The organism is Cellulosimicrobium cellulans (assembly GCF_042723955.1).
GTDB classification, from domain to species: domain Bacteria; phylum Actinomycetota; class Actinomycetes; order Actinomycetales; family Cellulomonadaceae; genus Cellulosimicrobium; species Cellulosimicrobium cellulans_H.
In genome coordinates this window covers 1-23,407 of the sequence record NZ_JBHXIC010000037.1, presented here as the reverse complement: position 1 = coordinate 23,407, position 23,407 = coordinate 1, and the positions used below count along the sequence as shown (strand labels likewise).

At 73.2% G+C, this 23,407-nt stretch carries 21 protein-coding genes and 2 tRNA genes; 13 read left to right on the top strand and 10 right to left on the bottom strand.

Annotated features, from left to right (window positions below):
• Positions 1-67 precede the first annotated feature (67 nt).
• From ACFWH7_RS11830 to ACFWH7_RS11810, 5 genes are read left to right on the top strand one after another with little or no spacing between them, the layout of a single operon-like run.
• A complete protein-coding gene (locus ACFWH7_RS11830; RefSeq protein ID WP_378216704.1) occupies positions 68-1,474 on the top strand; it encodes an extracellular solute-binding protein in 1,407 nt (468 codons plus the stop codon).
• A gap of 10 nt (positions 1,475-1,484) precedes the next feature.
• Positions 1,485-2,426 carry a carbohydrate ABC transporter permease gene (locus ACFWH7_RS11825; protein ID WP_277514462.1) on the top strand — a complete coding sequence of 314 codons (942 nt, stop codon included), beginning with the start codon at positions 1,485-1,487 and terminating at the stop codon, positions 2,424-2,426.
• Positions 2,423-3,346, top strand: a complete 924-nt coding sequence (locus ACFWH7_RS11820) for a carbohydrate ABC transporter permease (protein ID WP_378216703.1) — start codon at positions 2,423-2,425, stop codon at positions 3,344-3,346. Before ACFWH7_RS11825 ends, ACFWH7_RS11820 begins: the two co-directional genes overlap by 4 nt.
• Positions 3,346-4,413, top strand: a complete 1,068-nt coding sequence (locus ACFWH7_RS11815) for an ABC transporter ATP-binding protein (protein WP_378216702.1) — start codon at positions 3,346-3,348, stop codon at positions 4,411-4,413. Before ACFWH7_RS11820 ends, ACFWH7_RS11815 begins: the two co-directional genes overlap by 1 nt.
• The gene (locus ACFWH7_RS11810; protein WP_378216701.1) at positions 4,413-5,489 is read left to right on the top strand and encodes an ABC transporter ATP-binding protein; all 1,077 of its coding nucleotides are present in this window, start codon (positions 4,413-4,415) and stop codon (positions 5,487-5,489) included. The genes ACFWH7_RS11815 and ACFWH7_RS11810 overlap by 1 nt, the downstream gene beginning before the upstream one ends.
• A 97-nt stretch (positions 5,490-5,586) precedes the next feature.
• Here the strand turns inward: ACFWH7_RS11810 and ACFWH7_RS11805 are convergent, their stop codons facing one another.
• Positions 5,587-6,414, bottom strand: coding sequence for a metal-dependent hydrolase (locus tag ACFWH7_RS11805; protein ID WP_378216700.1), 828 nt, complete (start codon positions 6,412-6,414; stop codon positions 5,587-5,589).
• A gap of 459 nt (positions 6,415-6,873) precedes the next feature.
• Here ACFWH7_RS11805 and ACFWH7_RS11800 point away from each other — a divergent pair, with 459 nt between their 5' ends.
• The 3 genes from ACFWH7_RS11800 to ACFWH7_RS11790 all read left to right on the top strand — a co-directional run bounded on the left by ACFWH7_RS11800 (position 6,874) and on the right by ACFWH7_RS11790 (position 7,349).
• Complete coding sequence (locus ACFWH7_RS11800; protein ID WP_378216699.1) at positions 6,874-7,005, top strand: hypothetical protein; 132 nt, start codon at positions 6,874-6,876, stop codon at positions 7,003-7,005.
• Between the two features lie 152 nt (positions 7,006-7,157).
• A tRNA-Arg gene (locus ACFWH7_RS11795) sits at positions 7,158-7,229 on the top strand.
• A 44-nt stretch (positions 7,230-7,273) separates the two neighbouring features.
• Positions 7,274-7,349, top strand: a tRNA-Arg gene (locus ACFWH7_RS11790).
• Between the two features lie 17 nt (positions 7,350-7,366).
• Here ACFWH7_RS11790 and ACFWH7_RS11785 read toward each other — a convergent pair.
• From ACFWH7_RS11785 to ACFWH7_RS11775, 3 genes are read right to left on the bottom strand one after another with little or no spacing between them, the layout of a single operon-like run.
• Positions 7,367-8,182 carry a hypothetical protein gene (locus tag ACFWH7_RS11785; protein WP_378216697.1) on the bottom strand — a complete coding sequence of 272 codons (816 nt, stop codon included), beginning with the start codon at positions 8,180-8,182 and terminating at the stop codon, positions 7,367-7,369.
• Between the two features lie 41 nt (positions 8,183-8,223).
• Positions 8,224-9,849 carry a sensor histidine kinase gene (locus ACFWH7_RS11780; RefSeq protein ID WP_378216696.1) on the bottom strand — a complete coding sequence of 542 codons (1,626 nt, stop codon included), beginning with the start codon at positions 9,847-9,849 and terminating at the stop codon, positions 8,224-8,226.
• Entirely contained in the window at positions 9,842-10,612 is a 771-nt protein-coding gene (locus ACFWH7_RS11775) for a response regulator transcription factor (RefSeq protein WP_378216695.1), read from the bottom strand. The genes ACFWH7_RS11780 and ACFWH7_RS11775 overlap by 8 nt, the downstream gene beginning before the upstream one ends.
• A 282-nt stretch (positions 10,613-10,894) precedes the next feature.
• Between ACFWH7_RS11775 and ACFWH7_RS11770 the strand changes: the two genes are divergently transcribed.
• Both ACFWH7_RS11770 and ACFWH7_RS11765 read left to right on the top strand, forming a co-directional pair.
• Positions 10,895-12,340: a ThuA domain-containing protein gene (locus ACFWH7_RS11770; RefSeq protein WP_378216694.1), complete on the top strand. Its 1,446-nt coding sequence runs from the start codon at positions 10,895-10,897 to the stop codon at positions 12,338-12,340.
• A gap of 196 nt (positions 12,341-12,536) precedes the next feature.
• Positions 12,537-13,721, top strand: a complete 1,185-nt coding sequence (locus ACFWH7_RS11765; RefSeq protein WP_378216693.1) for an enterochelin esterase domain-containing protein — start codon at positions 12,537-12,539, stop codon at positions 13,719-13,721.
• 17 nt (positions 13,722-13,738) lie between these two features.
• Here the strand turns inward: ACFWH7_RS11765 and ACFWH7_RS11760 are convergent, their stop codons facing one another.
• From ACFWH7_RS11760 to ACFWH7_RS11740, 5 genes are all read right to left on the bottom strand, one after another.
• Entirely contained in the window at positions 13,739-14,314 is a 576-nt protein-coding gene (locus ACFWH7_RS11760) for a CueP family metal-binding protein (protein WP_378216692.1), read from the bottom strand.
• A gap of 122 nt (positions 14,315-14,436) precedes the next feature.
• Complete coding sequence (locus ACFWH7_RS11755) at positions 14,437-15,486, bottom strand: phosphotriesterase family protein (RefSeq protein WP_378216691.1); 1,050 nt, start codon at positions 15,484-15,486, stop codon at positions 14,437-14,439.
• On the bottom strand, positions 15,483-16,589 hold the full coding sequence (locus tag ACFWH7_RS11750; protein ID WP_378216690.1) for a DMT family transporter: 1,107 nt from the start codon (positions 16,587-16,589) through the stop codon (positions 15,483-15,485). Before ACFWH7_RS11750 ends, ACFWH7_RS11755 begins: the two co-directional genes overlap by 4 nt.
• A 36-nt stretch (positions 16,590-16,625) precedes the next feature.
• Complete coding sequence (locus ACFWH7_RS11745; RefSeq protein WP_378216689.1) at positions 16,626-17,546, bottom strand: ribokinase; 921 nt, start codon at positions 17,544-17,546, stop codon at positions 16,626-16,628.
• A complete protein-coding gene (locus ACFWH7_RS11740) occupies positions 17,546-18,289 on the bottom strand; it encodes a glutamine amidotransferase (protein ID WP_378216688.1) in 744 nt (247 codons plus the stop codon). Before ACFWH7_RS11740 ends, ACFWH7_RS11745 begins: the two co-directional genes overlap by 1 nt.
• Before the next feature lie 173 nt (positions 18,290-18,462).
• On the opposite strand from ACFWH7_RS11740, the gene ACFWH7_RS11735 reads away from it, so the two are divergent.
• Positions 18,463-19,485, top strand: coding sequence for a LacI family DNA-binding transcriptional regulator (locus tag ACFWH7_RS11735; protein ID WP_378216687.1), 1,023 nt, complete (start codon positions 18,463-18,465; stop codon positions 19,483-19,485).
• 34 nt (positions 19,486-19,519) lie between these two features.
• Here ACFWH7_RS11735 and ACFWH7_RS11730 read toward each other — a convergent pair whose 3' ends face one another.
• Positions 19,520-20,869, bottom strand: coding sequence for an APC family permease (locus tag ACFWH7_RS11730; protein ID WP_378216686.1), 1,350 nt, complete (start codon positions 20,867-20,869; stop codon positions 19,520-19,522).
• A 198-nt stretch (positions 20,870-21,067) separates the two neighbouring features.
• Here ACFWH7_RS11730 and ACFWH7_RS11725 point away from each other — a divergent pair, with 198 nt between their 5' ends.
• Together ACFWH7_RS11725 and ACFWH7_RS11720 are read left to right on the top strand one after the other, a co-directional pair.
• Positions 21,068-22,126, top strand: a complete 1,059-nt coding sequence (locus tag ACFWH7_RS11725; RefSeq protein ID WP_378216685.1) for an NAD-dependent epimerase/dehydratase family protein — start codon at positions 21,068-21,070, stop codon at positions 22,124-22,126.
• Positions 22,123-23,407, top strand: a 1,285-nt coding sequence (locus ACFWH7_RS11720) for a UDP-glucose dehydrogenase family protein (RefSeq protein WP_378216684.1), incomplete at its 3' end; no start/stop codon positions are given. The genes ACFWH7_RS11725 and ACFWH7_RS11720, both read left to right, overlap by 4 nt.

The window sequence follows — 23,407 nt, the reverse complement described above, 5'->3', positions numbered from 1 at the left end:
ACCGGCGGTGCCGACGGACGCCACCGCCGCGACCAGCGCAACACCTGACAAGGAAGCAGGAGAACAGATGCGCCACTCAGACCCGCGGGGAACCTCGCGCAGGAACGGACGGCTCGCGGCCGTCGCCGTCACGACGGCGATGTTCGCCGTCGCGTGCAGCTCCGCCAGCGGCGGCGGCTCGGGATCCACGGGCGCCGTCGCGCCGGGCACCGTCCCCGAGCTCACCGACGACCCGGTGACGCTGTCCTTCATCTGGTTCGAGTGGCCGCCGGCGCAGCTGCTCGAGGACTTCGCGAACGCGGAGTACACCAAGGAGCGTCCGAACGTCACCGTCGAGGTCAACACCGTCCCGAACGCGAACTGGCACGACGCCATGTTCACGCAGTTCGCGGCCCGGGAGACCAACTTCGACATCGCCGTGCTGGACTCCCAGCACATCGGCGAGGCCGTGACGAACGGCAACATCCTGGACATCACCGACTTCGTGAACGAGAACATCGAGGTCGACGCCTACGACCCGTACCTGCTCGCGGCGTACGGCCAGTACCCGCAGGCGGTGACCGGGGAGCGGGACGAGAACGCGAAGCTGTACGGCCTCCCGCTGCTGGGCGACACCTGGACGATGATCTACCGCAAGGACCTCATCGGCGAGGAGCCGCCGGCGACGTGGGACGAGATGATCGCCGCGGCCTCGAAGTGCCAGGAGGAGAACCCCGGCGTCAGCGGGCTCGCCTTCCACCAGTCCAACGGTTCCGATGCGGCGGCAGTCACGTACAACACGGTGAACGGCGTGTACGGCGGGACCCTGTGGGACCCGGAGGAGCGCCAGATCGAGGGCATCATCAACGACGAGGCCGGCCAGAAGGCGATGGACATCCTCGTCAACCAGATGAAGCCGCTCACGGCCAAGGGGTCGGGCAACTGGTTCATCGACGAGGTCAACGCGGCGGTGGCACAGGGCAAGGCGTGCATCGCCTTCAACTGGATCGCCCCCAGCGGTGGTCTCCTCGACCCCGCGCAGTCGACACTGGGTGCGACGACCGAGGAGATCGAGGCGAAGCTCGGCTTCGCCCCGCTGCCGACCCAGGACACCGACGTCGTCCCGCTCGGCGGGATGGGCATGCACGTCTCCGCCTACGTCCCCGAGGAGCAGCACGCCGAGGCGCTGAACTTCATGCGCTGGTTCGAGCAGGCCGACATCCAGAAGAAGTGGGCTGCTGCGGGCGGTGTGCCCTCGCGCACCGACGCCCTGGAGTCCCCGGAGTTCCTGGACGGTCCGCCCTTCAACCAGGTGTACACCGACTCCGTCGCGCGCCAGCGGGACATGTGGAACGTGCCGGAGTACGCGCGCCTGATCGACATCGAGAACACCAACGTCAACGCCGCGCTGAACGGTGCGAAGGACCCGCAGGAGGCGCTGGACGACATCGCCGAGCAGCAGCAGGAGATCCTCGACTCCAGCGGCGGGCTGTGAGCGACGCCCGATGACGACGACGACACGCCCTCGGGTGCGGGAGACGGCAGCACCGGCTCCCGTGCCGGGGAGGCGCACCCGCCTGAGCGACCGGTGGCTCGCCGTGGGGTTCATCTCCCCGGCGATGCTGCTCCTGCTCCTCATGTCCGTGTTCCCGCTGCTGTGGGCGCTCTACCTGTCCTTCACCGACTACTCGGTCACCCGTGACGCGCCGGCCGGTTTCGTCGGGCTGCGGAACTACGCCGAGATCGTCACCTCCCCGGAGGTCCACCAGCGCGCGCTGACCACGCTCGTCTACGTGGTGGCGGCGGTCGGACTGCAGACGGTGCTCGGTTTCGGTATCGCGTACCTCATCTCTCGGCGCGAGACCGGCCGCGGGCTGCTGACGACGCTGTTCCTGATCCCCATGATGCTGTCCCCGGTCGTGGTCGGTCTCTTCTGGCGATTCATGCTGGACGCCCAGTTCGGAGTGGTGAACAGCATCCTCGGCTCGTTCGGCATCGGCCCGGTGGAGTGGCTCACGAGCCAGAACACCGCGCTGCTCTCGCTGGTGGTGGTGGACACCTGGCAGTGGACGCCGTTCATCATGCTCATCGCGCTGGCCGGCCTGACCGCGGTGCCGAAGTACCTCTACGAGGCCGCGTCGATCGACCGCGCGTCGGAGTGGTTCCGGTTCCGCCGCATCACGCTGCCGATGGTGTGGCCGCTCGTCCTCGTCGCCGTGCTGTTCCGAGCGATCGAGGCGTTCCGACAGTTCGACCTCGTGTACATCCTCACCAACGGTGGCCCTGGCGTCTCCACGGAGACCCTGTCGTTCCACGTCTACAAGGTGGCGTTCCTCGGTTTCAACACCGGCACCGCGGCCGCGTACGGGATCCTCATGGTGGTCGTCGTGATCGTCCTCGCGCAGCTCTACCTGCGGTACCTGAACAAGTCGAAGGAGGGACGATGACCAGCCCTGCCCCCGTCGGCGAGGTCGTCCCCGCCACGCCGGTGTCCGACGACGACGCGAACCCCCCGCGCCGGCGTCGCCGCGGCACGGTCCGGGTCGTGATCGAGGTGGTAGCCCTGGTGGCGGTCGCCCTGATCATGCTCTTCCCCGTGCTGTGGATCCTCGAGACGTCGGTGAAGGTCAACCGCGACGTGTACGCGGTCCCCGCGCAGTTCTTCGGGTTCGAGGTCACGCTGCAGCACTACAAGGACGTGTTCGTCAACCCTGGTGGCGGCGCGTCGGACCTCTCGGTGTCGTTCTTCAACTCCGTCCTGGTCGCGGGTGGGTCGACCCTGCTGGCGACGGCGTTCGGTGTCCCGGCGGCCTGGGCCTACTCGCGGTTCCGGCTGAGGGCGAAGAAGGACCAGCTGTTCTTCATCCTCTCCACGCGGTTCATGCCGCCGATCGTCATCGTCATCCCGGTGTTCCTCATGTACCGGTCGCTGGGGCTCATCGACACCCAGCTCGGGCTCGTGCTCGTCTACGCCGCGTTCAACGTGTCCTTCACGATCTGGATGATGAAGGGATTCGTCGACGAGGTCCCGGCGGAGTACGAGGACGCAGCGATGCTCGACGGATTCACCCGCCTGCAGGCGTTCCGCCGCGTCACCCTGCCTCTCCTCGTCCCGGGCATCGCGGCGACGGCGGTGTTCGCCCTGATCTTCTCCTGGAACGAGTTCGTGTTCGCCATCTTCCTCACGTCCAGCCAGGACGTCCGAACGGCCCCGCCGGCCATCGCCGGCCTCATCGGCGGCACCACCGTGGACTGGGGGCTCGTGGCCGCGTCGGCCACCGTGTTCGCCGTCCCGGTGCTCGTGTTCGCCTTCCTCGTCCGCAAGCACCTGGTGGCGGGGATGACGCTCGGGGCGGTGCGTCGCTGATGGCCGGCATCGAGGTGACTTCCCTGCACAAGCGCTACCCGGACGGCACGGTGGCGGTGGAGCGCGTGGACCTGTCCATCCGTGACGGCGAGCTCTTCGTCATGCTCGGCCCCTCGGGTTGTGGCAAGACGACCACGCTGCGCTCCATCGCGGGTCTGGAGCGTCATACCTCCGGGGACATCCGCATCGGCGACGTCCTGGTCAACGACCTGCCTCCCGCGGATCGGGACATCGCGATGGTGTTCCAGTTCTACGCGCTCTACCCGCACCTGAAGGTGCGCGACAACATCGCGTTCCCGCTGCGGGCCGAGCGGATCCCGGAGAAGGAGGTGCGGGCGCGGGTCGACGAGGCGATGAAGCTGATGCGCCTGGGCCGGCTCATGAACCGTCGCCCGACGCAGCTCTCCGGAGGCGAGCAGCAGCGTGTCGCGCTCGCTCGGGCTCTCGTGCGGCGTCCACAGGCCTTCCTCATGGACGAGCCGTTGACCAACCTGGACGCCGAGCAGCGCACCGAGATGCGTACCGAGATCAAGCACCTGCAGACGCAGCTCGGCGCGACCATGGTCCACGTCACGCACGACCAGGTCGAGGCGATGTCCCTCGGGGACCGGATCGCCATCCTCAACAAGGGCAGGGTCGAGCAGATCGGTACTCCCCTGGAGGTCTACGACCGGCCGGCGACCCTGTTCTGCGCGGGATTCATCGGTTCCCCGCCGATGAACCTCGTCGAGGTCGAGGTGGCCGACGATGCCCTGCGGGGCGCGGGCGGGCTCGTCCTGTCCCCGCCCCCCGGCGTGCCCCGCGAGAGACGGTTGGTGGCCGGCGTGCGTCCGGAGGCGCTCGAGGTGACCGACCAGGGCGCGGAGGGGGCGGTCCCCGCACGAGTCGTCTCCGCGGAGGCGCTGGGCGACGAGCTGATCTACGTCGTCGACCACGGGGGATCGCACGAGGTCCGGGTGCGCATGCCTCCCACGGCGCGCTACGGCGTCGACGACGCGGTTGGTCTGCGGCACGTCGGTGTGAGCACCCCTGTCTACGACCTGAGCACGGAAGAGCTGGTGGCCTGATGGCACGCGTGACGGCACACGGCCTGCACAAGGCCTTCGGCGGCGTCCAGGCGCTCGACGGGGTGACGTTCGACGTACCCGACAGCGCGTTCTTCGTGGTGCTCGGCCCGTCCGGGGCCGGCAAGACGACCACCCTGCGTGCGCTCGCCGGGCTGGAGCGGCTGGACACCGGGTCGGTGCAGCTGGACGGACGGGAGGTCACCCACGAGACCCCCGCCGCGCGGGACCTGGCCATGGTGTTCCAGAGCTACGCGCTCTACCCGCGGCGCACGGCGTACGAGAACATCGCCTCGCCGCTCCAAGCGCGGCGGGCGTCGTCGAGCGACATCGCCGCGGCGGTCGATCGGGTGGCGGGACTCCTGCACATCGAGCGGCTGCTGCAGCGGCGGCCCGCCCAGATGTCCGGGGGTGAGCAGCAGCGCGTCGCGCTGGCGCGTGCGCTGGTACGTGACCCGCAGGCGTTCCTCATGGACGAGCCGCTGACGAACCTCGACCTCAAGCTTCGCGTCGAGATGCGGACCGAGCTGACCCGCATCCACCGCAGGCTCGGCAGAACGTTCGTGTACGTGACGAACGACCAGGTGGAGGCCTTGTCCATGGCGGATCTGGTCGCCGTGCTGCGTGACGGGAAGGTGCAGCAGGTCGGTACCCCGCTCGAGATCTATGAGCGGCCGGCGAACCAGTGGGTCGCCGGGTTCGTGGGAAGCCCGCGGATGAGCATGCTGGCCTGTCGCATCGAGGACGACCGCCTGGTGGGGGAGCAGGGATGGTCGATGCCGTGCCCCCGGTGGACCACCGCCGAGCAGGGCCGGCCGCTCGTGCTCGGGGTGCGCGCCGAGGACCTGTCGGTCGAGCGCCGGGGAGATGCCGTGCTCCCGGGGCAGGTGTACGCGTACGAACCGCTCGGTGACCGGACGATCGTCGACGTCAAGGTCGGCACGGAGACGGTCAAGGTCAAGGCGCGACCGACCGTCGTCGGTACACCGGGGGAGACGGTGGGCGTGTCGGTCGACCTGGACCGGGCACACCTGTTCGACGCCCACACTGGCCTCGCGCTCTCCGCCGCGGGGAGGTGACGGAGCCAGAGCCGGCCGCCACCCGGTCTCGCCCGGGCGTGGGACGACCGGTCGCGGCCGGGACGAGCGGACCACCGCGGACGGCGGCCCGGCCCGCTCAGGCGACGCCCGACGCCAGTGCCTGGATCGCTGATACCACGCGCTCGTACGTCCCGTACGTGTCGTAGCCCATCTGATCGAGCGCGGACCACACGAACCCGACCGTCGCGTAGAGGCCGACGGCCGTCGCGAGGATCCACTCGCGCACCGACCCGGTGTCGCCGAGCAGGGGGAGGGCGAAGCTGCCGCTGGGGCGCCACACGTCGTCGACCACGAGGGAGCGGCGCACCCAGCGCGGGGAGCGGATCTTCACCGGCCACAGCAACGGTGCGCCGTTGGTCGTGAGCACGTCGCCCAGGATGTGCACGGTCACGCCGGTGCCGACCGCGACCGGGAGCCAGTTCCACTCCTCGGGCGAGAAGAGCGCGACGAGGGCCGCGATCGTGAGCGACGTGACCCACGGCATGAGCTTGCCGCGCCGCGTGAGCTTGAGGGCCTTGAGCGCGAGTGCGACGAGGAGGACGGCGAGCAGGCCGCCACCGACGTAGACCGTGCCGAAGCTCTCCGTCTCGATCGTGACGAGGCCCACGAGCCAGGCGAGCGCGGTGAACACCGCGATACCGAGGAACGAGTGCGTGCCCTGGCGGTGGCCGCCGGAGATCGTCTCGACCGCGTCGGACACCCACTCGCTCACGGGCGGCAGCGAGTGCGCGAACGTCCCGTTGTGGTGGTCGGCGTCGGGCAGGAGCGCGGCCCCGGCGCACACGACCGCGCCCGTCATGACACCGACCGACGACACGGGGTGCCACCCGAGCGCGAACGGGGCGGTGGACGTCACCGCCACCCAGGCGGCGGCTCCGGTCGCGGCGTGGTGGGCGCCCATCATGGCGGCGGGTCTCCTGTCGTCGGCCCGACCGCGTGGTTCGTCGGCGTCGGGAGGTGTGTCCGGAACGTCCGGAACCCTACCGGGTGCCGCCGACAGCCCCGGTCGTTCGTCCGGAACGCCGGGATGGGCGCTCCAGTAGAAAAAGTGTGCCAAGCGGTGCCAGCGTCCCGTAGGGACCGGCCCGCCGAGCCCGGGCGGGGAGGCGGCCGCCTGTCGCGTCCGGAAGTCGGCGCGCGAGCCAAAGATGCCACCGGGCGCGCAGGGCGCACGTACTGCGCGTCGGGCTGGAAAAGGGCGTCGGCCGGTTGGCCCTCGGCCGGCCCACTGGACCTCGGCCGAAGAATTTCTGTCGAATTCAGAAAATGGGGTTGTGCCGATCGGGAAAGGCGCGTACGGTCTTCCTCGGTCGACGACATTCCGGTGCGTGGGCCACCCGACATGACCGAGAGGAGCAGTGCCGTGCGCGAACCCGTCCAGCAGGACCGGCGACGTCCCGTCCTGCCCTGCGAGCAGCTGCACGGCGTGCTGCCCGTGGCGTATCTCAGCGTGTCCTCGTTCCTCGCCGGCGACTCCGGCGGTCCTGTCGTCTGACTCAGCGTCGTACGACAGGCCGTCCCGGGACTCGCCGGGGCGGCCTTTTTCTTGTGCGTGAATGCGCCCCGAGCAGGGTGCATTTGTCGTGCCGCCATTCTGCTCCAATGCCGTCGGCGCGCATTTGTCGTGCGCCTGCGGTGAAAAGCACTGCCTTCGTGGTCCAACGGACACGACGCCGCTCTACGGAAGCGGAGACGGGGGTTCGACTCCCTCCGAGGGCACCTGGACGCCTCGCGTCCCGTCTGCTCGACGTTAAGGAGCACCAGCGCGCGTAGCTCAGCGGACAGAGCGCCGGCTTCCGGAGCCGGGCGTCGGGGGTTCGAGTCCTCCCGCGCGCACCAGATCGGACGATCCGTCGTTATGGGCGGCGTGGAGCGACGGCGGCCTGGGCCTTCTGAAGCCGCCATCGTCGCATCGAGATGCTCTGGACCGTTCGTCCGAGCGCTTCGGCGGCCTCGTCCGGCGGGAGCTTGAGGACGATCGCGTCCTCGGCTGGCATCCAGGGTTTGCGCACGATCCCGTACCGATTCTCGCGGCCCGGTTCCGGTCGCCACGCCGCGACGGCCTCCGCGAGTCGTCGCTTACGGCCGATGCCGAGCACATCTGGCGAGGGCCAAGCCCACCGAGCGAGGGTAGCGGCGGCGAGGTTCGCGACCATGATGTTCATGACACCGTCACGCGCGTTCGGCGTTGCGGTCCTTCGTACGCCGCAGACGTCCCCGATGACCGAGCAGAAGTACGTCGCGAGAGACGGACTCGCGGTGACCAGGCTGACGAAGGGAGCCCCGGTCGCCGTGAACCCCAGGGACCCGTCACCGTCGAGAACGCCACGGACATAGTCCGGCGCTGCGAAGGGCGCGGATGGTGGACTGATGGTGGAGCTCTTTCGTCCTGGTGTGACGCCGAGCGAGGCTAGTTGCTGTCGGGCCGTCTGGTTGAAGATCCCCAGTACCGCCGTGGCGTAGTCCGCCCCGAAATTCGTCGTGCGTTGCCGGAGCCGGACGGACGAGTAGCACGGGAGCAACGACGAGATCGCGTCGAGCACGTCGCGGTCTCGCGCGGAGAGCTCCAAAGAGATCCGTCCTCTGTGGTCAGGGTCGCCGTGATGGCTGCCGTCGGTCTGAAGCAGACCCACGATGTAGGCGGTGTCGGGTCGCCGTGCATCCCAGAACATGCGTCATAGCGTTCCAGCGGCTACCCACAGCTCCGGAGCGATCAGCGGGGGAGGCGGACGGTGAAAGTTGTGCCGGTGGCGCCTGGCTCGTGGGCGGTAGTCGACGACACGGCGACGGACCCGCCGTGGGCGGTGACGATCGCGTCGGCGATGGCGAGGCCGAGGCCGGTGGAGCCGCCGGTGCGGTTGCGCGCGTCGTCGCCGCGCGTGAAGCGGCGGAAGAGCGTCGGGCGCAGGGTCGCCGGGATGCCGGGGCCGTCGTCGGCGACGGAGAGCACGACGTCGTCTCCGTCGGTCGCGAGCCGCACCTCGACGTGGGTGCCGGGCGGGGTGTGCGTGCGGGCGTTCGCGAGGAGGTTCGCGAGCACCTGCCGCAGGCTCGCCTCGTCGCCCGTGATCTCGAGGTCGACGTCCTCGTCCGGGCCCTGCCCGCCGGGGTCGTGCGCCGCGACCGCGCGATCCACGTCGTCCGTCGTGTCGCCGGGCTCCTCGGACGGCTCGGTCGTGGGGTCGACGTCGAGGGCCTCGCCGGGGAGGTCGAGGGCCCAGTCGTGGTCGGGGCCGGCGGCGTGGGCGTCCATGACGGCGTCGACGGCGAGCGCCGCGAGGTCGACGGGCGCGCGGTCGAGCGGGCGGCCCGCGTCGAGCCGGGCGAGGAGCAGCAGGTCCTCGACGAGCCCGGTCATGCGCACGGCCTCGGACTCGATGCGGTCGAGCGAGCGCGCGGTGGCGGGCGGGACGTCGTCGGGCGAGCGGCGCACGAGCTCGGCGTACCCGCGGATCGAGGCGAGCGGGGTCCGCAGCTCGTGGCTCGCGTCGGCGACGAACCGTCGCACCTGGGTCTCGGAGTCGTGCCGCGCCTGGAGCGAGGTCTCGACGTTCTCGAGCATGCGGTTGAGCGCGGCGCCCACCTGCCCGACCTCGGTGCGCTCGTCGGTGAGGTCGTCGGGGACACGCGGGATCGCGTCGATCTCGCCCTGCGCGAGCTCGAGCTCGGAGACGCGGCTCGCGGCGGCGGCGACGTCGTCGAGCGGCCGCAGCGAGCGCCGCACGAGCCACGTGCCGAGGAGCACGGCGGCGAGCAGGCCCGCGGCGCCGAGCCCGACCTCGATGAGCACGTACTTCTCGACGGTCGCGTCGACCGACTCGGTGCTCGACGCGACGACGACGGGCTGGCCGTCGTCCGTGGTCCGGTGCACGGCGCGGAAGGACCCGAGGTCCGGCAGGTCGACGTCGTGCGCCTCACCGTCGGCGGGCACGTCCTCGAGCGCGGCGACCTGCGCGTCGTCGAGCGCGACGCGCTCCAGCGTGGGGCTGACGTACTCGGCGAGCACGATCTCCCCGCCGTCGTACCGCAGCACGGCGCTGCCCGGCCCGGTGCCGGCGGGGAACCGGGACGGGTCGTCGGGCGGGTCGCCGGGGTCGGGCGTGTCGCCGGTGCCGTCGGGCGGCTGCTGCCCCGGGGCGTCCGGGCCGTCCCCGAAGTCGTGGGCGAGCCGCTCGCTCGCCTGCTCGACGCCGCGGTCGACCTGCTCGACGAGCTGGGTGCGCAGCGCGAGCGCGGAGGCGGCGGCGAGCCCGACGGTGACGAGCAGCACGACCCCGGCGAGCACGAGGACGAGGCGGCGGCGCAGCGCCGTCGGGCGGCGCGCGGGCGCGTCAGGCACCGGCACCGTCCGCCCCGGCGGCGGGCTTGAGCACGTACCCGACGCCCCGCAGCGTGTGGATCATGGGCTCGCGGCCCTTGTCGATCTTGCGGCGCAGGTAGGAGATGTAGAGCTCGACGATGTTGGCCTGCCCGCCGAAGTCGTAGTTCCAGACGCGGTCGAGGATCTGGGCCTTGGAGAGCACACGGCGCGGGTTGCGCATGAGGTAGCGCAGCAGCTCGAACTCGGTGGCCGTGAGGCGCACCTCCTCGCCCGCGCGCCGCACCTCGTGCGCGTCCTCGTCGAGCTCGAGGTCGCCGACGACGAGCACGGAGTCCTCGCGCTGCGCGGTCGCGCCGCCGCGGCGCAGCAGGCCCCGCAGCCGCGCCACGACCTCCTCGAGGCTGAAGGGCTTGGTCACGTAGTCGTCGCCCCCCGCGGTGAGCCCGGCGACGCGGTCCTCGACGGCGTCGCGCGCGGTGAGGAAGAGCACCGGGACGTCCGTGTCGCGCTCGCGCAGCCGGCGCAGCACGGTGAGGCCGTCCATGTCGGGGAGCATGACGTCGAGCACGACGACGTCCGGCCCGGTCTCGCGCGCGGTGCGGATCGCGGAGTGCCCGTCGAGCGCGGTGGACACGTCCCAGCCCTCGTAGCGCAGCGCCGAGGTGAGCAGCTCGGCCAGGTTGGGCTCGTCGTCGACCACGAGGACGCGGACGGGGGAGCCGTCCGGGCGCGTGAGGCGCGGCTGCTCGGGGCGGCCGACGGGGGCGGTGGCTGCGGTCATGGTCTCAGCGTCCCGCGGTGCGCGTGGTCGTGCCTGTGGTGACCCTGTGCACGCGCTGTGCCTGGGGGCGCTGCGTCGCGACCGTGGGTCCGGGTGAAGTCGCCGCGCGGAGGTCGTTGAATCCTTGACTTTTGCTCGGTCGCCGTCAAAACTCGCGGCATCGGCAGGAGCCGACGTCCACGCACGCAGGAGTGCGCGCCCCGCCGGATGCCGAGGGTGCCCGGCGACCGACCGGGGACCGAACGCCCGGTTCGCGCTCTCGACGACGAGGGAGAAGCACGCATGGATTTGTTCAGCGGCACGACGATCAGGCGGGCGGTGGCGGCGGCGGTCGCGCTGCCGCTCGCGGGCGGGGCGACGCTCGTGGCCGCCGGCCCGGCCGCGGCCGACGAGGAGGACTACAAGATCCTCGTGGTCGGCGAGACGCTCGGGTTCCGGCACTCGCACATCGACGACACCACGCGCGCGCTCGTCGCGCTGGGTGAGGAGAACGGCTTCACGGTCGACGTGTGGGACCCGCCGAACTCCTCCGCGGGCTGGTGGGGGAGCGGCTCGCCGGGTCAGCCCGACCTCACGATGGGCTCGACGCCGTTCACGAGCGCCGAGGACCTGGCGCAGTACGCGACCATCGTCTTCGCGTCGCCCGTCGACAACACGAACTCGCTCAACCCGGCGACGCCGCGCCTGCTCGACGACGCCGAGCTCGCGGCGTTCCAGGGCTACATCCGCGGCGGTGGCGGGTTCGTCGGTCTGCACGCCGCGACCGACACGATGCACACCGTCCCGTGGTACAGCGAGCTGACCGGCGGCGGCGCGCGGTTCGTCTCCCATCCCGCGCAGCAGACCGCGACGATGCGCGTCGAGAGTCCCGCGCACCCGTCGACCGCGCACCTGCCGGCCGTCTGGGAGCGGTTCGACGAGTGGTACAACTACACGACGAACCCGCGCGAGGACGTCCACGTCCTCATCACCCTCGACGAGTCGACCTACTCCCCGGGCAACGGCGCGATGGGCGAGGACCACCCGATCGCGTGGTGCCAGAACTTCGAGGGCGGCCGGTCCTGGTACGAGGGCGCCGGGCACACCGACGCGTCGTGGACCGACCCGCTCTTCCTCGAGCACGTGCTCAAGGGCGTCGAGTGGACCGCGGGTGTCGTCGAGGGCGGCGGGAACTGCGTGACCTTCCCCGAGGTCGACGCGATCGTCGCCGGCCTGGACACCGCCGCGGTGGGCGACGGCGTGATCGCGGGCGCGATCTCGTCGCTGCTCGGCAGCGCGCGCAGCGCGGCCGAGGCGGACGACCCGGCGACGGCCGTCCAGGTCCTCGGCGGCGCACGGTCGCTCGTCGACCACCTGTCCGCGGCCGCGGGCGACCGTGAGCTGCTCGCGTCGAAGATCGACGACCTCGTCGTCTGGCAGAGCGCGCTCGTCGACGACGGCCCGGCGATCGACCTCGCGGCCGAGGCCGAGCTGCGGACCATGGGCGGCAAGCAGTACGTCGCGGTGCGCGTGCTCAACGAGGACGACACCCCCGTCGACATCACCCTGGCGACGCCGTACGGGAGCAAGGAGTACGCCGACGTCGCGCCCGGGAAGAACGCCTACCAGGCGTTCGCGACCCGGCTCGTCGAGGCCCCGGCCGGGGAGGTGACCGTCACGGCGACGACCGAGCGCGACGGCGAGACCGTCACCGAGGAGCTCGTGCTCTCGTACGCGGGTACGGCCTGACGCGCCGTCCGCCGCGCCCCGACGGCGCCCGTCGCACCCCCCGTGCGGCGGGCGCCGTCGTGCGCCCGGGTACAGTCGCGGCGTCCCGCAACCGCCCGAGAGGAGCGACCGCGTGCCACCGCACCCCGACCCGGCGCCACCACCCGACCAGCCCGTCGGGCACCCTCGGCGGACGCCGCCGAAGGTGCCGCGCCCCGTGCCGGCGCCGCGCGTCGTCGGGCCCGTGGTCGAGCGGCTCGAGGCGGCGCTCGCGGCGGCGGCGCCCGGGGACCGCGATGCCGTGGTCGAGCAGTTCTGGGCGCAGGCCGCGCGGGCCACGCCCGTCGTGGAGGCCGCGGGCCCGGCCGAGGCCGTGGCGACCTTCGTCGTGCGCGATGCGGACGCGCGCGCGGTGCTGCTGTTCGTCAACCGCCTCACCGACGAACGGGACCTCGCCGCGAGCCTCATGGCGCGCGTGCCCGGGACGGACGTGTGGCACCTCGCGTACCGGATGGGGAGCACCTGGCGCGCCTCGTACGCCGTGCTCGCGCACCATGACGCCGGCCCGCCGCCCTGGGACGCGCCCGACCAGGCGGCGCTGCGGCGCGCGCTGGACGTCGCCGGGCGCCCGGACCCGCGCAACCCGCGCACGTGTCGCAACCGCGCGGGTCGGGTGCAGTCCGTCGTCGAGCTCCCCGACGCGCCCCCGCAGCCGTACCTCGAGCCGCGACCCGGCGTCGCGCGCGGCCGGGTGGTCGAGCACGAGGCGCCAGGCGGCCGCCGCGCCTGGGTGTACGAGCCGCCGGTGCCGGAGGGCACCGTGACCGACGTCGTGCTCGTGCTCGACGGCGACGCGTGGACCGGGCCGCAGGACCTCACCACGACGCTCGACAACCTGCACCACGACGGCGCGGTGCGGCCGCTGCGCGCGGTCCTCCTCGACGCCGGGTCGCGCGAGCGGCGCTGGGCCGACCTCGGCCGCGGCGGCGACGTCGACGCCTACCTCGCGCACGACCTCCTGGACTGGGCCCGCGCGCGCTTCCCGGTGCGTCCCGGCCGCGACGCCGTGAGTGTCGCGGGCCAGTCGCTCGGCGCGCTCACGTCGCTGCGCGTGCTCGCCGCGCACCCGGACCGGGTGGGCACGGCGATCAGCCAGTCGGCGTCCCTGTGGCAGGGCGACCCGAGCGCAGGGCTCGCGCCCGAGGCCCTCGCCGGGGCGCGGGCCTGGGTCGAGGTCGGGCGGCAGGAGTGGGTCCTGCGACCCGACCACCCGGCCGCCGTCGCGCGCCTGCGGGCGGCGGGGTGCGACGTCGCGTACCGCGAGTACGAAGGCGGCCACGACGACGCGTGCTGGCGCGGCGGGATCGCGGACGCGCTGGCCTGGGCGCACCCCCGCCCGTGACCCGTCGCGCGCCCGCGTCAGGCGAGCTGGATCGTGGTGAGGCAGGTGGGGTCGTCGGCACCCGTCGAGACGGTCGTCGTGCCGACTCGCCCCTCGTGCTCGACGCGCAGCTCGGCGTCCACGTCGCGCGGGAGCCAGAGGCCGACGAACCCGTTCGCGCCGAGCGTCGTGTCCTCCTCGACGAGGACCTCGCCGGTGGCAGCGTCGACGACCGTGACGGACACGGGCTCGTCCGCGAGCTCGCCCTGGCACGTCGTCAGGGAATGGTAGAAGCACTCGTGCGTCTCGTCCACGAAGGGCGCGACCGAGAGGTAGAACGTGTCCTCGGGCAGCGGGACCGTGGTCTCGTACGCCTCGTCCGCGAGCACGAGCTCCGCCGCGCGGACCGAGGCGACGAGGTCGGTGGGCCGGTCCGCCGTCTCCAGCCCCTCCAGGCGGTCCACGACCTCCCGCCCCGAGAGACCGGCGAGGTCGTGACGGTCGAGCAGCGCGTCGAGCGCGGTCGGCTCCGGCGTGCCGGCCGAGCAGCCGGCCAGGACGAGGACGGTGGCGGTCGCGGCGGTCGCAGCGGTGGGGAGGGCGCGTCGTCTCATGCGCCGATCCTGTCAGAGCGCAGGCCTGTGACCAGGGCCGGAGGTCCCGGGCACGCGACGGCCGGGCCCCGACACGATCGGTCGGGGCCCGGCCTGGGAGGACGGCGGTGTGCGAGCCGTCGTCACGCGGTGAGCATCGCCACCGGGTTGTCGTGCGTGAGGCGGGCGAGCACGTCGCGCGGCACGCCGCGGGCGGCGAGCATCTCCGTGAACACGGTCGGGACGTAGGCGAACCCGTTGCCCCCGTGCTGCACCCACATCTGCTTGAGGAACACGTCGTGGCTGAGCAGCACCTGCCCCGCGTGCCCACCCTCGACGAGACGCTGCACCGCCGTCGCGGTCGTGTGCGGGTCGGGGGACACGCCCTCCTTCGGGAAGGTGATGTCCATGCCGACCATGTCGAACTCGAGCCAGACGCCGCGCTCCGCCACGGACCGCTGGTAGTCCGGGTCGTCCGCGGACGGGTCCATGTGGCACAGCACGACCTTCTCGGGGCGCATTCCCACCTCGTCGAGCACGAGGTCGAGCACCTCGTGCGCGCGGCGCTGCCAGCCGGGCAGGTGCACCTGGAGCGCGACGTGCGGGTGCTCGCGCTGCGCGAGGGCCGCCGCGCGCAGCGACGCGGCCTCGCCCGCGGTGAACGACGGCGAGACGCCGATCTCGCCGATGATCCCGGGCCGCACCCCGGTCCCGCCGATGCCGTCGGCGAGCTCGGCGACGATCGCGGACGCCTGCGCGTCGACCGCCGCGGCGGCGATGCGGTCGCCCTCGAACTTCTCGAGGTACGCGCCGCAGCCCGCGACCACGTGCAGGCCCGTGCGCCGCGCGACCTCCGCGAGCCGCTCGGGGTTGCGCCCGATGGCCGCGCTGGACGTCGCGTCGACGATCGTGCGCCCGCCCAGCGCGGCGAAGCTCTCGAGCTCCGCCGCGACGGCGGCGACCGGCTTGTCGGCGATGTTGTCCGCGCAGCAGTACGGGTCCTGGCGCAGCGCCCACGCGACCGATGCGGAGACCGGGGCCTCGACGACCGCCTCGGAGAAGCGGTAGCTCGGCGGGTCGAGCACGCCCGACAGGTCGTTGAACAGGTGCTCGTGCGGGAGCGTCAGGCCGAGGTCGGCGGCCGCGGCGCGGCCTGTGACCGTCTGGACGTGGCCGGCGGGCGTGACGCTCATCGCCCGCTCGCCTCGCCCGCCTCGCCGCCTGCGACGGCTGCCGCCACGGCGTCCTCGTGCTCGCCGTCGCCCGGCTCGTCGGGGTGGGCCGCCTTGCCCGACGGGATCATGCCGATCCCCGCGGCCACGAGCGCGATGACGGTGCCGATGACGGTCGCGACGTGCACGGTGTGGCCGAGCGCCGGGATCGCCGCGTCGAGCACGAGCGAGCCGACGAGCTGGCCCGCGACCGACGCGAGGCCGAGCAGCAGCAGGCCGAGGCCGCGCACGAGGAGCGCCATGAGCGCGATGGAGAGCAGGCCGAGCGGGCCGCCCAGGTACATCCACCACTCGCTCGGGAGCTGGAAGTCGACGCCGCCCACGGCCGCGCGCACGAGGTAGGCGATCAGCAGGGCGGTGAAGCCGACGAGGAAGTTCCAGCCGATCGAGACGAGCATCGACCCGGTGACGTCGGCGACGGCCGCGTTCCCGGCGGGCTGCCAGCCCGCGAGGAGGCCGCCCACGAACGGCATGATCGCGAGGACGATCGTGTGCGGCACGGAGAAGCTCGGGGAGATGACGACGACGGTCGCCGCGATGGCGAGCGCCGCGCCGAGGAAGCGCGTCGTGGTGAGCGGCTGCTTGACCGACGCCGTGACGCCGAGGCGGTCGCAGATGACGCCCGAGATGACGAGGCCCGAGATGAGCGAGATCTGGAACGTCGCGACGCCGAGGACGCCGACGGTCACGCCCTCGGACAGGACGATGACGGCCCCGCACAGGCCCGCGAGGTAGTTCCACCACGGGATGGTGCGCGAGCGGATCAGGCCGGGGATCGCGAGCGCCTCGCGCCGGGTCGCGGGGCGCGCGAACACGACGACGAACATGAGGACCAGGCCGGTCCCGAACGAGATGAGGGCGGCGGCGTGGCCGTCGCCGATCGTCTTGCCGAGCTGGCCGTTGACGGCCGCCTGCATGGGCCCGAGAGCCCCCGCGAGGACCGTCGCGACGACGAGCAGAGCGGTCGCGGTGTCCTTGACCCTGCTGCGGCGGGCTGACGAGTTCAGAGCACCTCCCTGAGTGCCGGACGGGGAACCGGTGGTCGCCGGCGTGGTGTGCTTCATTGCGTGACCGTGCCTTCCTCCGACGGTACGTCGGACTTAGCTGTGGAGCGGAATCCTGGCGCCCTCGCGGGCCAGGTCGGTGGCGCGCGGCAGGGAGTCGACGGCGCCGTGGCGGGTGGTGGTGGCGGCGGCGACGCGCGCCGCCCAGCGGGCGGACTCGACGAGGTCGCCGCCGTGGAGGAGGCCGTCCGCGAGCGCCGCGCAGAACGAGTCTCCGGCCGCGGTCGTGTCGACGGCGTCGACGCGCTCCGCCGGGACGGTGACGGGTGCGCCTCCCGCGGGGACGACGAGCGCGCCGTCGGCCCCGAGGGTGACGACGACGTCCCCGGGGTGGTCGAGCGCGCGCACCATGGCGAGGACCTCGTCCTCGCCAGCCGTCTCGGCAGCCGCCCCGACGAGGGTCGCGAGCTCGAACCGGTTGGGCACGAGCACGCGGAACGCGGCGCGCACGTGGGCGGGCAGCGGGACGGCGGGCGCCGGGTTGAGCACGGTGGTGCCCGTCGCGGTGGCCGCGACGGCGCGCAGGGCACCGAGCGGCGTCTCGCACTGGCACAGCACGGCCGCAGCCTCGCGGACGAGGTCGGCGCGCTCGCTGACAAACGCCTCGTCGACGACGGCGTTCGCGCCGGGCTCGATGACGATCGTCGACTCGGGCTGCTCCCACAGCACGACGGCGACGCCCGTGGGTCGGTCCGCCATCGCGAGGCTGTCGAGGACGAGGCCCTCGACGGCGAGGCGGCGCCGGATCGCGCGGCCGTCGTCGTCGTCGCCGACGGCGCCGACCATGGCGACGCGCCGGCCGAGGCGGGCGGCCGCGACGGCCTGGTTGGCGCCCTTGCCGCCGGGGGAGCGGACGAGGCCGGTCGCGGAGACGGTCTCGCCCGAGCGGGGCAGGCGGTCGACGGTCAGCCGGAGGTCCATGTTCAGGCTGCCGACGACCACCACCTCGGGCGTCATCAGCCCGCGAGCCAGGTGACGGCCTGGCCGAACAGCGGGCCGTAGCCGGCCCAGTCCATGAACTCGCGGGGGGCCCAGTGCGGGGAGATGTCGGAGGCGAACGCGAGCGTGCGCCCCTCGCCCTCGGTGCGGACGGCGACGAGCGGGCGGCCCTCGATGGTCGCGAGGACGGTCGCGTCGGCCTTGGCGGTGAGGCGCTGGTAGCCGAGGAGGATCGGCCACTCGCGGTCGAGGCCGGCGGTGACGGGGTGCTCGACGCCGGTCAGGGTGCCGCCGATGCCCTCGGGGGTCTCCTCGCGGTCGTCGTACGGGAGGATCTCGACGGGCAGGACGGCCTCGACGGCGGTGCCGTGGTAGTTCGCCTTGGCCTGGAAGCCCTGGAAGCTGAGGTAGCCGCCGGCCATCATGAGGCCGCCGCCACGGCGCACCCACTCGGCGAGGAGCTTGAGCCGGTTCGGGAACGGGCGCCCCTGCGAGAACACGACCGGCGGCAGCAGGAGCGAGTTCGCGCCGATGTCGGACAGGATCACGACGTCGTAGGCGTCGAGCTCGTCGAGCGTCGACGGGAAGTCCTCGGCGACGAGGTGCGAGGGCAGGTGCGTGACCTCGTGGCCCTCGGCGGCCAGCGCCTCGAGCAGGCGCGCGCACCCGATCTCGAGCTGGGCGTGGGGGAACGCGTCGTACCCCTTGTAGTCGGTGGTCGCGTTGATCCACGACTCCCCGGCGAGCAGAACCCGGCTCATCCCGGCCTCCTTGCGATCAGGTCGCGCGGCGACGTCGGCGACGACGTTGCGCAACGTTGTGTAGCGTTGCGCAAGACCGTAGGGTGGAGGTGCTCGGCCTGTCAAGACCGTCGGCGCGCTGGGGTGCCGGTAGGGTGCAGGGGATCGGGGAAGCGAGCCGCTGGAGGAGAGCCATGACGCTCACGCGTGTTGCGCAACGTGCCGGGGTGTCGGCCTCGACCGCCTCGCGCTACCTGCGCGGGCAGCTCAACGTGCAGCCGGAGACCGCGGCACGGATCGACGCCGCGGTGCGCGAGGTGGGGTACGTCGTGCCCGCTCCGGGCCCGGCCGCGCGCGAGGACGAACGCCGGACCGGCGTCGTCGCGCTCGTCGTGCCCGACTTCGTCAACCCGTTCTTCACCGCGCTCGCCGAGGAGGTCGCGCGCCTCGCGGGCGACCGTCGCGTCCCGCTCGTCGTCGCGCTGTCGACGCGGCACGGCGACGCGGAGTCGGGCCTCGGCCAGCTCCTCGCGAGCGACGGCTCGCTCGGCGGCATCGTCTACGTGGGGATGTCCCGGACCGACGACCGGCTCGCGCGCGCCGTCGCGGACGGCCTGCCCGTCGTCGTCATCGACGAGGAGGTCGACCTCGACCTGCCCGTCGAGACGATCACCGTGGACAACTACGGCGGCGCCTACCAGGCCACGAGCTACCTGGTGCAGCAGGGGCACCGGCGCATCGCCCACGTCGCCGGGCCCGCGGAGCTCTCCACGACCCAGGACCGCCTGCGCGGCTACGTCGACGCGATGCACGACGCCGGCCTCGACGTCGACCCGGACCTCGTGCGCCACGGCCCGTACACCGAGCAGTTCGGCGCGTCGACGTTCCCCTACCTCACGCGGCCCGGGAGCGCGCCGACGGCCGTGTTCGTCGGCAGCGACATCGTGGCCGTCGGGATGCTGGGCGCGGCCGAGCTGCACGGCATCTCCATCCCCGAGGACCTCTCGGTCGTCGGGTGCGACGGCATCCGCGTCGGCCAGTGGCTCCGCCCCAAGCTCACGACGCTCGAGCAGCCCGTCGCGGCGCTCGCGCTCGCCGCGATGGACGCGATCGAACGCTCGATGACCGGGTCGCGGCCCGCAGGCCCGCCCGCGCGCACCGTCCTGCCGCTGCACCTCGTCGTGCGCGGCTCGGTCGCACGGCCCGCGACGGACTGACCGTCGAGACCGGACGCGGCGACCGCTCCCGCGGTCACGCGTCGCGCGCGGGTCGTGCCCTGCCCGCCCGGCCCGTCCAGCGCATGACGACGTACAGCACCGCGCCGACGGCGAGCAGGATCCCCGCGCGCAGCCACGTGACGGCGTCCTGCTGGGTGAGCAGCAGCACGCACGAGGCGACGCCGAGGACCGGCACGACGGTCGCGACGCGGAAGTGCGGCGCGTCGACCGGGTCGCGACGCAGCACGAGCACGGCGACGTTCGTCGAGGCGAAGACGAGCAGCAGGAGCAGCACGACCGTCTCGGCAAGCGCCGCCACGTCGCCCGTGAAGACGAGCCCCATCGCGACCGCCGTCGTGACGACGATCGCGACCCACGGCGTGCGGCGCCGCGGGAGGACGCGGCCCAGGACGGACGGGAGCAGACCCTGCTCCGCCATGCCGTAGGCGAGCCGGCTCGCCATGATCATCGTGAGCAGCGCGCCGTTCGCGACGGCGATCAGCGCGACGAGCGAGAACACCCAGGCGGGCACGGACCCCTCCGCGTCGACCACCTCGAGCAGCGGCCCGGTCGACCCGGCGAGCGTCTCGGGGTCGACGACGGCGACGGCGGCGACCCCCACCGCGACGTACACGACGCCCGCGGTGACGAGCGCGCCGAACAGCGCGCGCGGGTAGGTGCGGCGCACGTCGCGCACCTCCTCGGCGAGGTTCGCCGACGTCTCGAACCCGACGAACGAGTAGTACGCGAGGATGGCGGCCGCGAGGACGGCGAGCGCCGGCGTCGTGCCCTCGGCGAACTGCGTGACGCGCCCCGGCGACCCCTCGCCGCGCCCCAGCACGACGGCGGCGAGCACGACGACGAGCACGAGCCCGGACAGCTCGATCGCGGTCATCGCGACGTTGGCGCGCAGCGACTCCTTGATGCCGCGCGCGTTGAGCGCCGCCACGACGGCCAGGAACAGCACGGCCACGAGCCGGTCGGGGGCGTCGACGAACGTCGCGAAGTAGTCGCCGGCGAAGGCCAGGGAGAGCCCCGCGGCGCTCGTCACGCCCGCGGCAAGCATGGAGAAGCCCACGAGGAACGAGACGAGCGGGCTGCGGAACGCCCGGTCGGCGAACACGGCCGCGCCACCCGCCTGCGGGTACTTGGTGACGAGCTCGGCGTACGACCCGGCGGTCAGCAGCGCCAGGCCGAGGGCGACCAGCAGCGGCAGCCAGACGGCGCCGCCCACCTCGCCCGCCATCTCACCGACGAGCGCGTAGACGCCCGCGCCGAGCACGTCGCCGAGGATGAAGAGGTAGAGCAGCCGTCCCCCGACCGAGCGGGACAGCTTGGTCTCCGGGTCGGCGGCCTGCTCCTGGGGTGCGGTCGGTGCGCTCATCGGGTCACCGTGCCACGGGCTCGTCCCGCTCGCGGCCCGGGCAGCGACGCCCCGAGCGGTGGGAGCCGGAGCGTGTGCGAGCCGGGTGGGCCCGTGTGAGCGTGGAGGTCCCGGGTCCAGCAGCGAGCCCGTCCACACGAGCGTGACCGGCCGGGACCAGGCGTCCTGCCCGTCGCGCACGGTCGCGAGGAGACGAGCATGGGCGACACGCCGGGGGTTCGGGGCACGGGAGCGACGGGGCGTCGCGCGGGGCGGGCCGTGGTCATGGGCGGTGCCGGGTTCGTGGGCAGCCACGTGTGCGAGGCGCTCGTGGCCCAGGGCACGGAGGTCGTGTGCGTGGACGACCTGTCGACGGGCGACGCCGGCAACCTCGACGCGCTCCGCGACGACCAGCGCTTCCGGCTCGTCGAGGGCGACGTCAGCACGGGGATCGACGTCCCGGAGCCCGACCGGGTCGACCTCGTGCTGCACCTCGCGTCGCCCGCCTCGCCCCTGGACTACCTCCGGCTCCCGCTCGAGACCCTGCTCGTGGGGTCCGCGGGGACGCGCCACGGGCTCGAGCTGGCCGAGCGCGCGGGGGCACGTTTCGTGCTCGCCTCCACGTCCGAGGTGTACGGCGACCCGGAGGTGCACCCGCAGCGCGAGGACTACTGGGGCCACGTCAACCCCGTCGGGCCGCGCAGCGTCTACGACGAGTCCAAGCGGTTCGCGGAGGCGACCACGGCCGCCTACCGTCGCAGCCGGGGCGTGGATACGGGGATCGTGCGGATCTTCAACACCTACGGACCACGCATGCGCGGCCATGACGGGCGCATGGTGCCCACGTTCGTGCGCCAGGCGCTCGCGGGCGAGCCGCTCACCGTCGCCGGCGACGGGTCCCAGACGCGCTCGGTCTGCTACGTGGACGACCTCGTGGACGGCATCCTCGCGTTCGCGCGCACCGACCACCCCGGCCCGATGAACCTCGGCGACCCGACCGAGCTCACGGTGGAGCGCGTCGCGCGGGACGTCCTCGCGGTGACCGGGAGCGACGCGGGGGTCGTGCGCGTGGACCTGCCCGAGGACGACCCTCGCCGCCGCCGGCCGGACACCGCGCTCGCGGAGCGCGTCCTGGGTTGGCGTGCTCGGACGCCGTGGCCGGAGGGCCTGGCGCGCACGGTCGCGTGGTTCCGCGAGGAGGCCGCACGCAACGCGTCGGTGCCCGTGGGCGCGGTCGGGACCGGCGCGACCGCCGGCGGGCGGGGAGCGAGCGCATGAGGCTGTCCGTGCACGGGTGCGGCTACCTCGGGGCCGTGCACGCCGCGGCCATGGCGCGGCTGGGTCACGACGTGGTCGGGATCGACGTCGACCGCGCCCGGGTCGACGCGCTCGCGGAGGGCCGGGCGCCCTTCTTCGAGCCCGGCCTCACCGCGCTCCTGGCGGACCCCGACGGCCCGGGCTCCCTCGCGTTCTCGACCGACGCGGCGCACGCCGCCGCGGCGGACGTCCACTTCCTGTGCGTCGGCACGCCACAGTCGGCCGGGAGCGGGGTGGCCGACCTCCAGCAGCTCGACGCGGCGCTCGCCGCACTGCGCCCGCACCTGCGGCCGGGCGCGGTCGTGGTCGGCAAGTCGACGGTGCCCGTCGGGACGGCGGAGCGGCTCGCGCGAGACCTGCCCGAGGGCGTCGGGCTCGCGTGGAACCCGGAGTTCCTGCGCGAGGGCCACGCGGTCGCCGACACGCTGCACCCCGACCGGCTCGTCTACGGCGTGCCCGAGGACGGCGGTGCCCTCGTGGAGCGCCTCGACGCGGTCTACGCGCCTCTCCTGGGCGACGGCGTGCCGCGCCTCGTGACCGACCTCGCCACGGCGGAGCTGGCCAAGGTCGCGGCGAACGCGTTCCTCGCGACGAAGATCTCGTTCGCGAACGCCGTCGCGGAGGTGTGCGAGGCCGCCGGCGGTGACGCCGTCGCGCTCGTCGGCACCATGGCGCTCGACCGCCGGATCGGCGGCGAGTACCTGGGCGTGGGGCTGGGGTTCGGGGGCGGGTGCCTGCCCAAGGACATCCGCGCGTTCGCGGCCAGGGCGCGCGAGCTGGGCGTGGGGACGGCCGTGTCGTTCCTCGACGAGGTCGACGCGATCAACGACCGCTGCCGGGACCGGGCGGTCGAGCTCGCCCGCGCCGCGTGCGGCGGCTCGCTCACGGCCCGACGGGTCGCCGTCCTCGGCGCCGCCTTCAAGCCCGACAGCGACGACGTGCGCAGCTCGCCCGCGCGCGCGCTCGCGCGGGCGATCGCCGCCGAGGGCGCCGACGTCGTCGTCACCGACCCCCAGGCGCTCGCGCTCGCGCAGGCCGCCGCCCCCGAGCTCGGGTACGCGGCCGACGCGCGCGAGGCGGCCGTCGGCGCCGACGTCGTGGTCCTCGCGACCGAGTGGGACGAGTACCGCGCGCTCGACCCGGAGGACCTCGCCGGCGTCGTGGGGGCGCCGCGGGGGCGCTCCGCCCCGCCCACCCGGCCCGCGAGCCCCGTGGGGCGGGCGCCGGGGGGGGGTCGCCGCG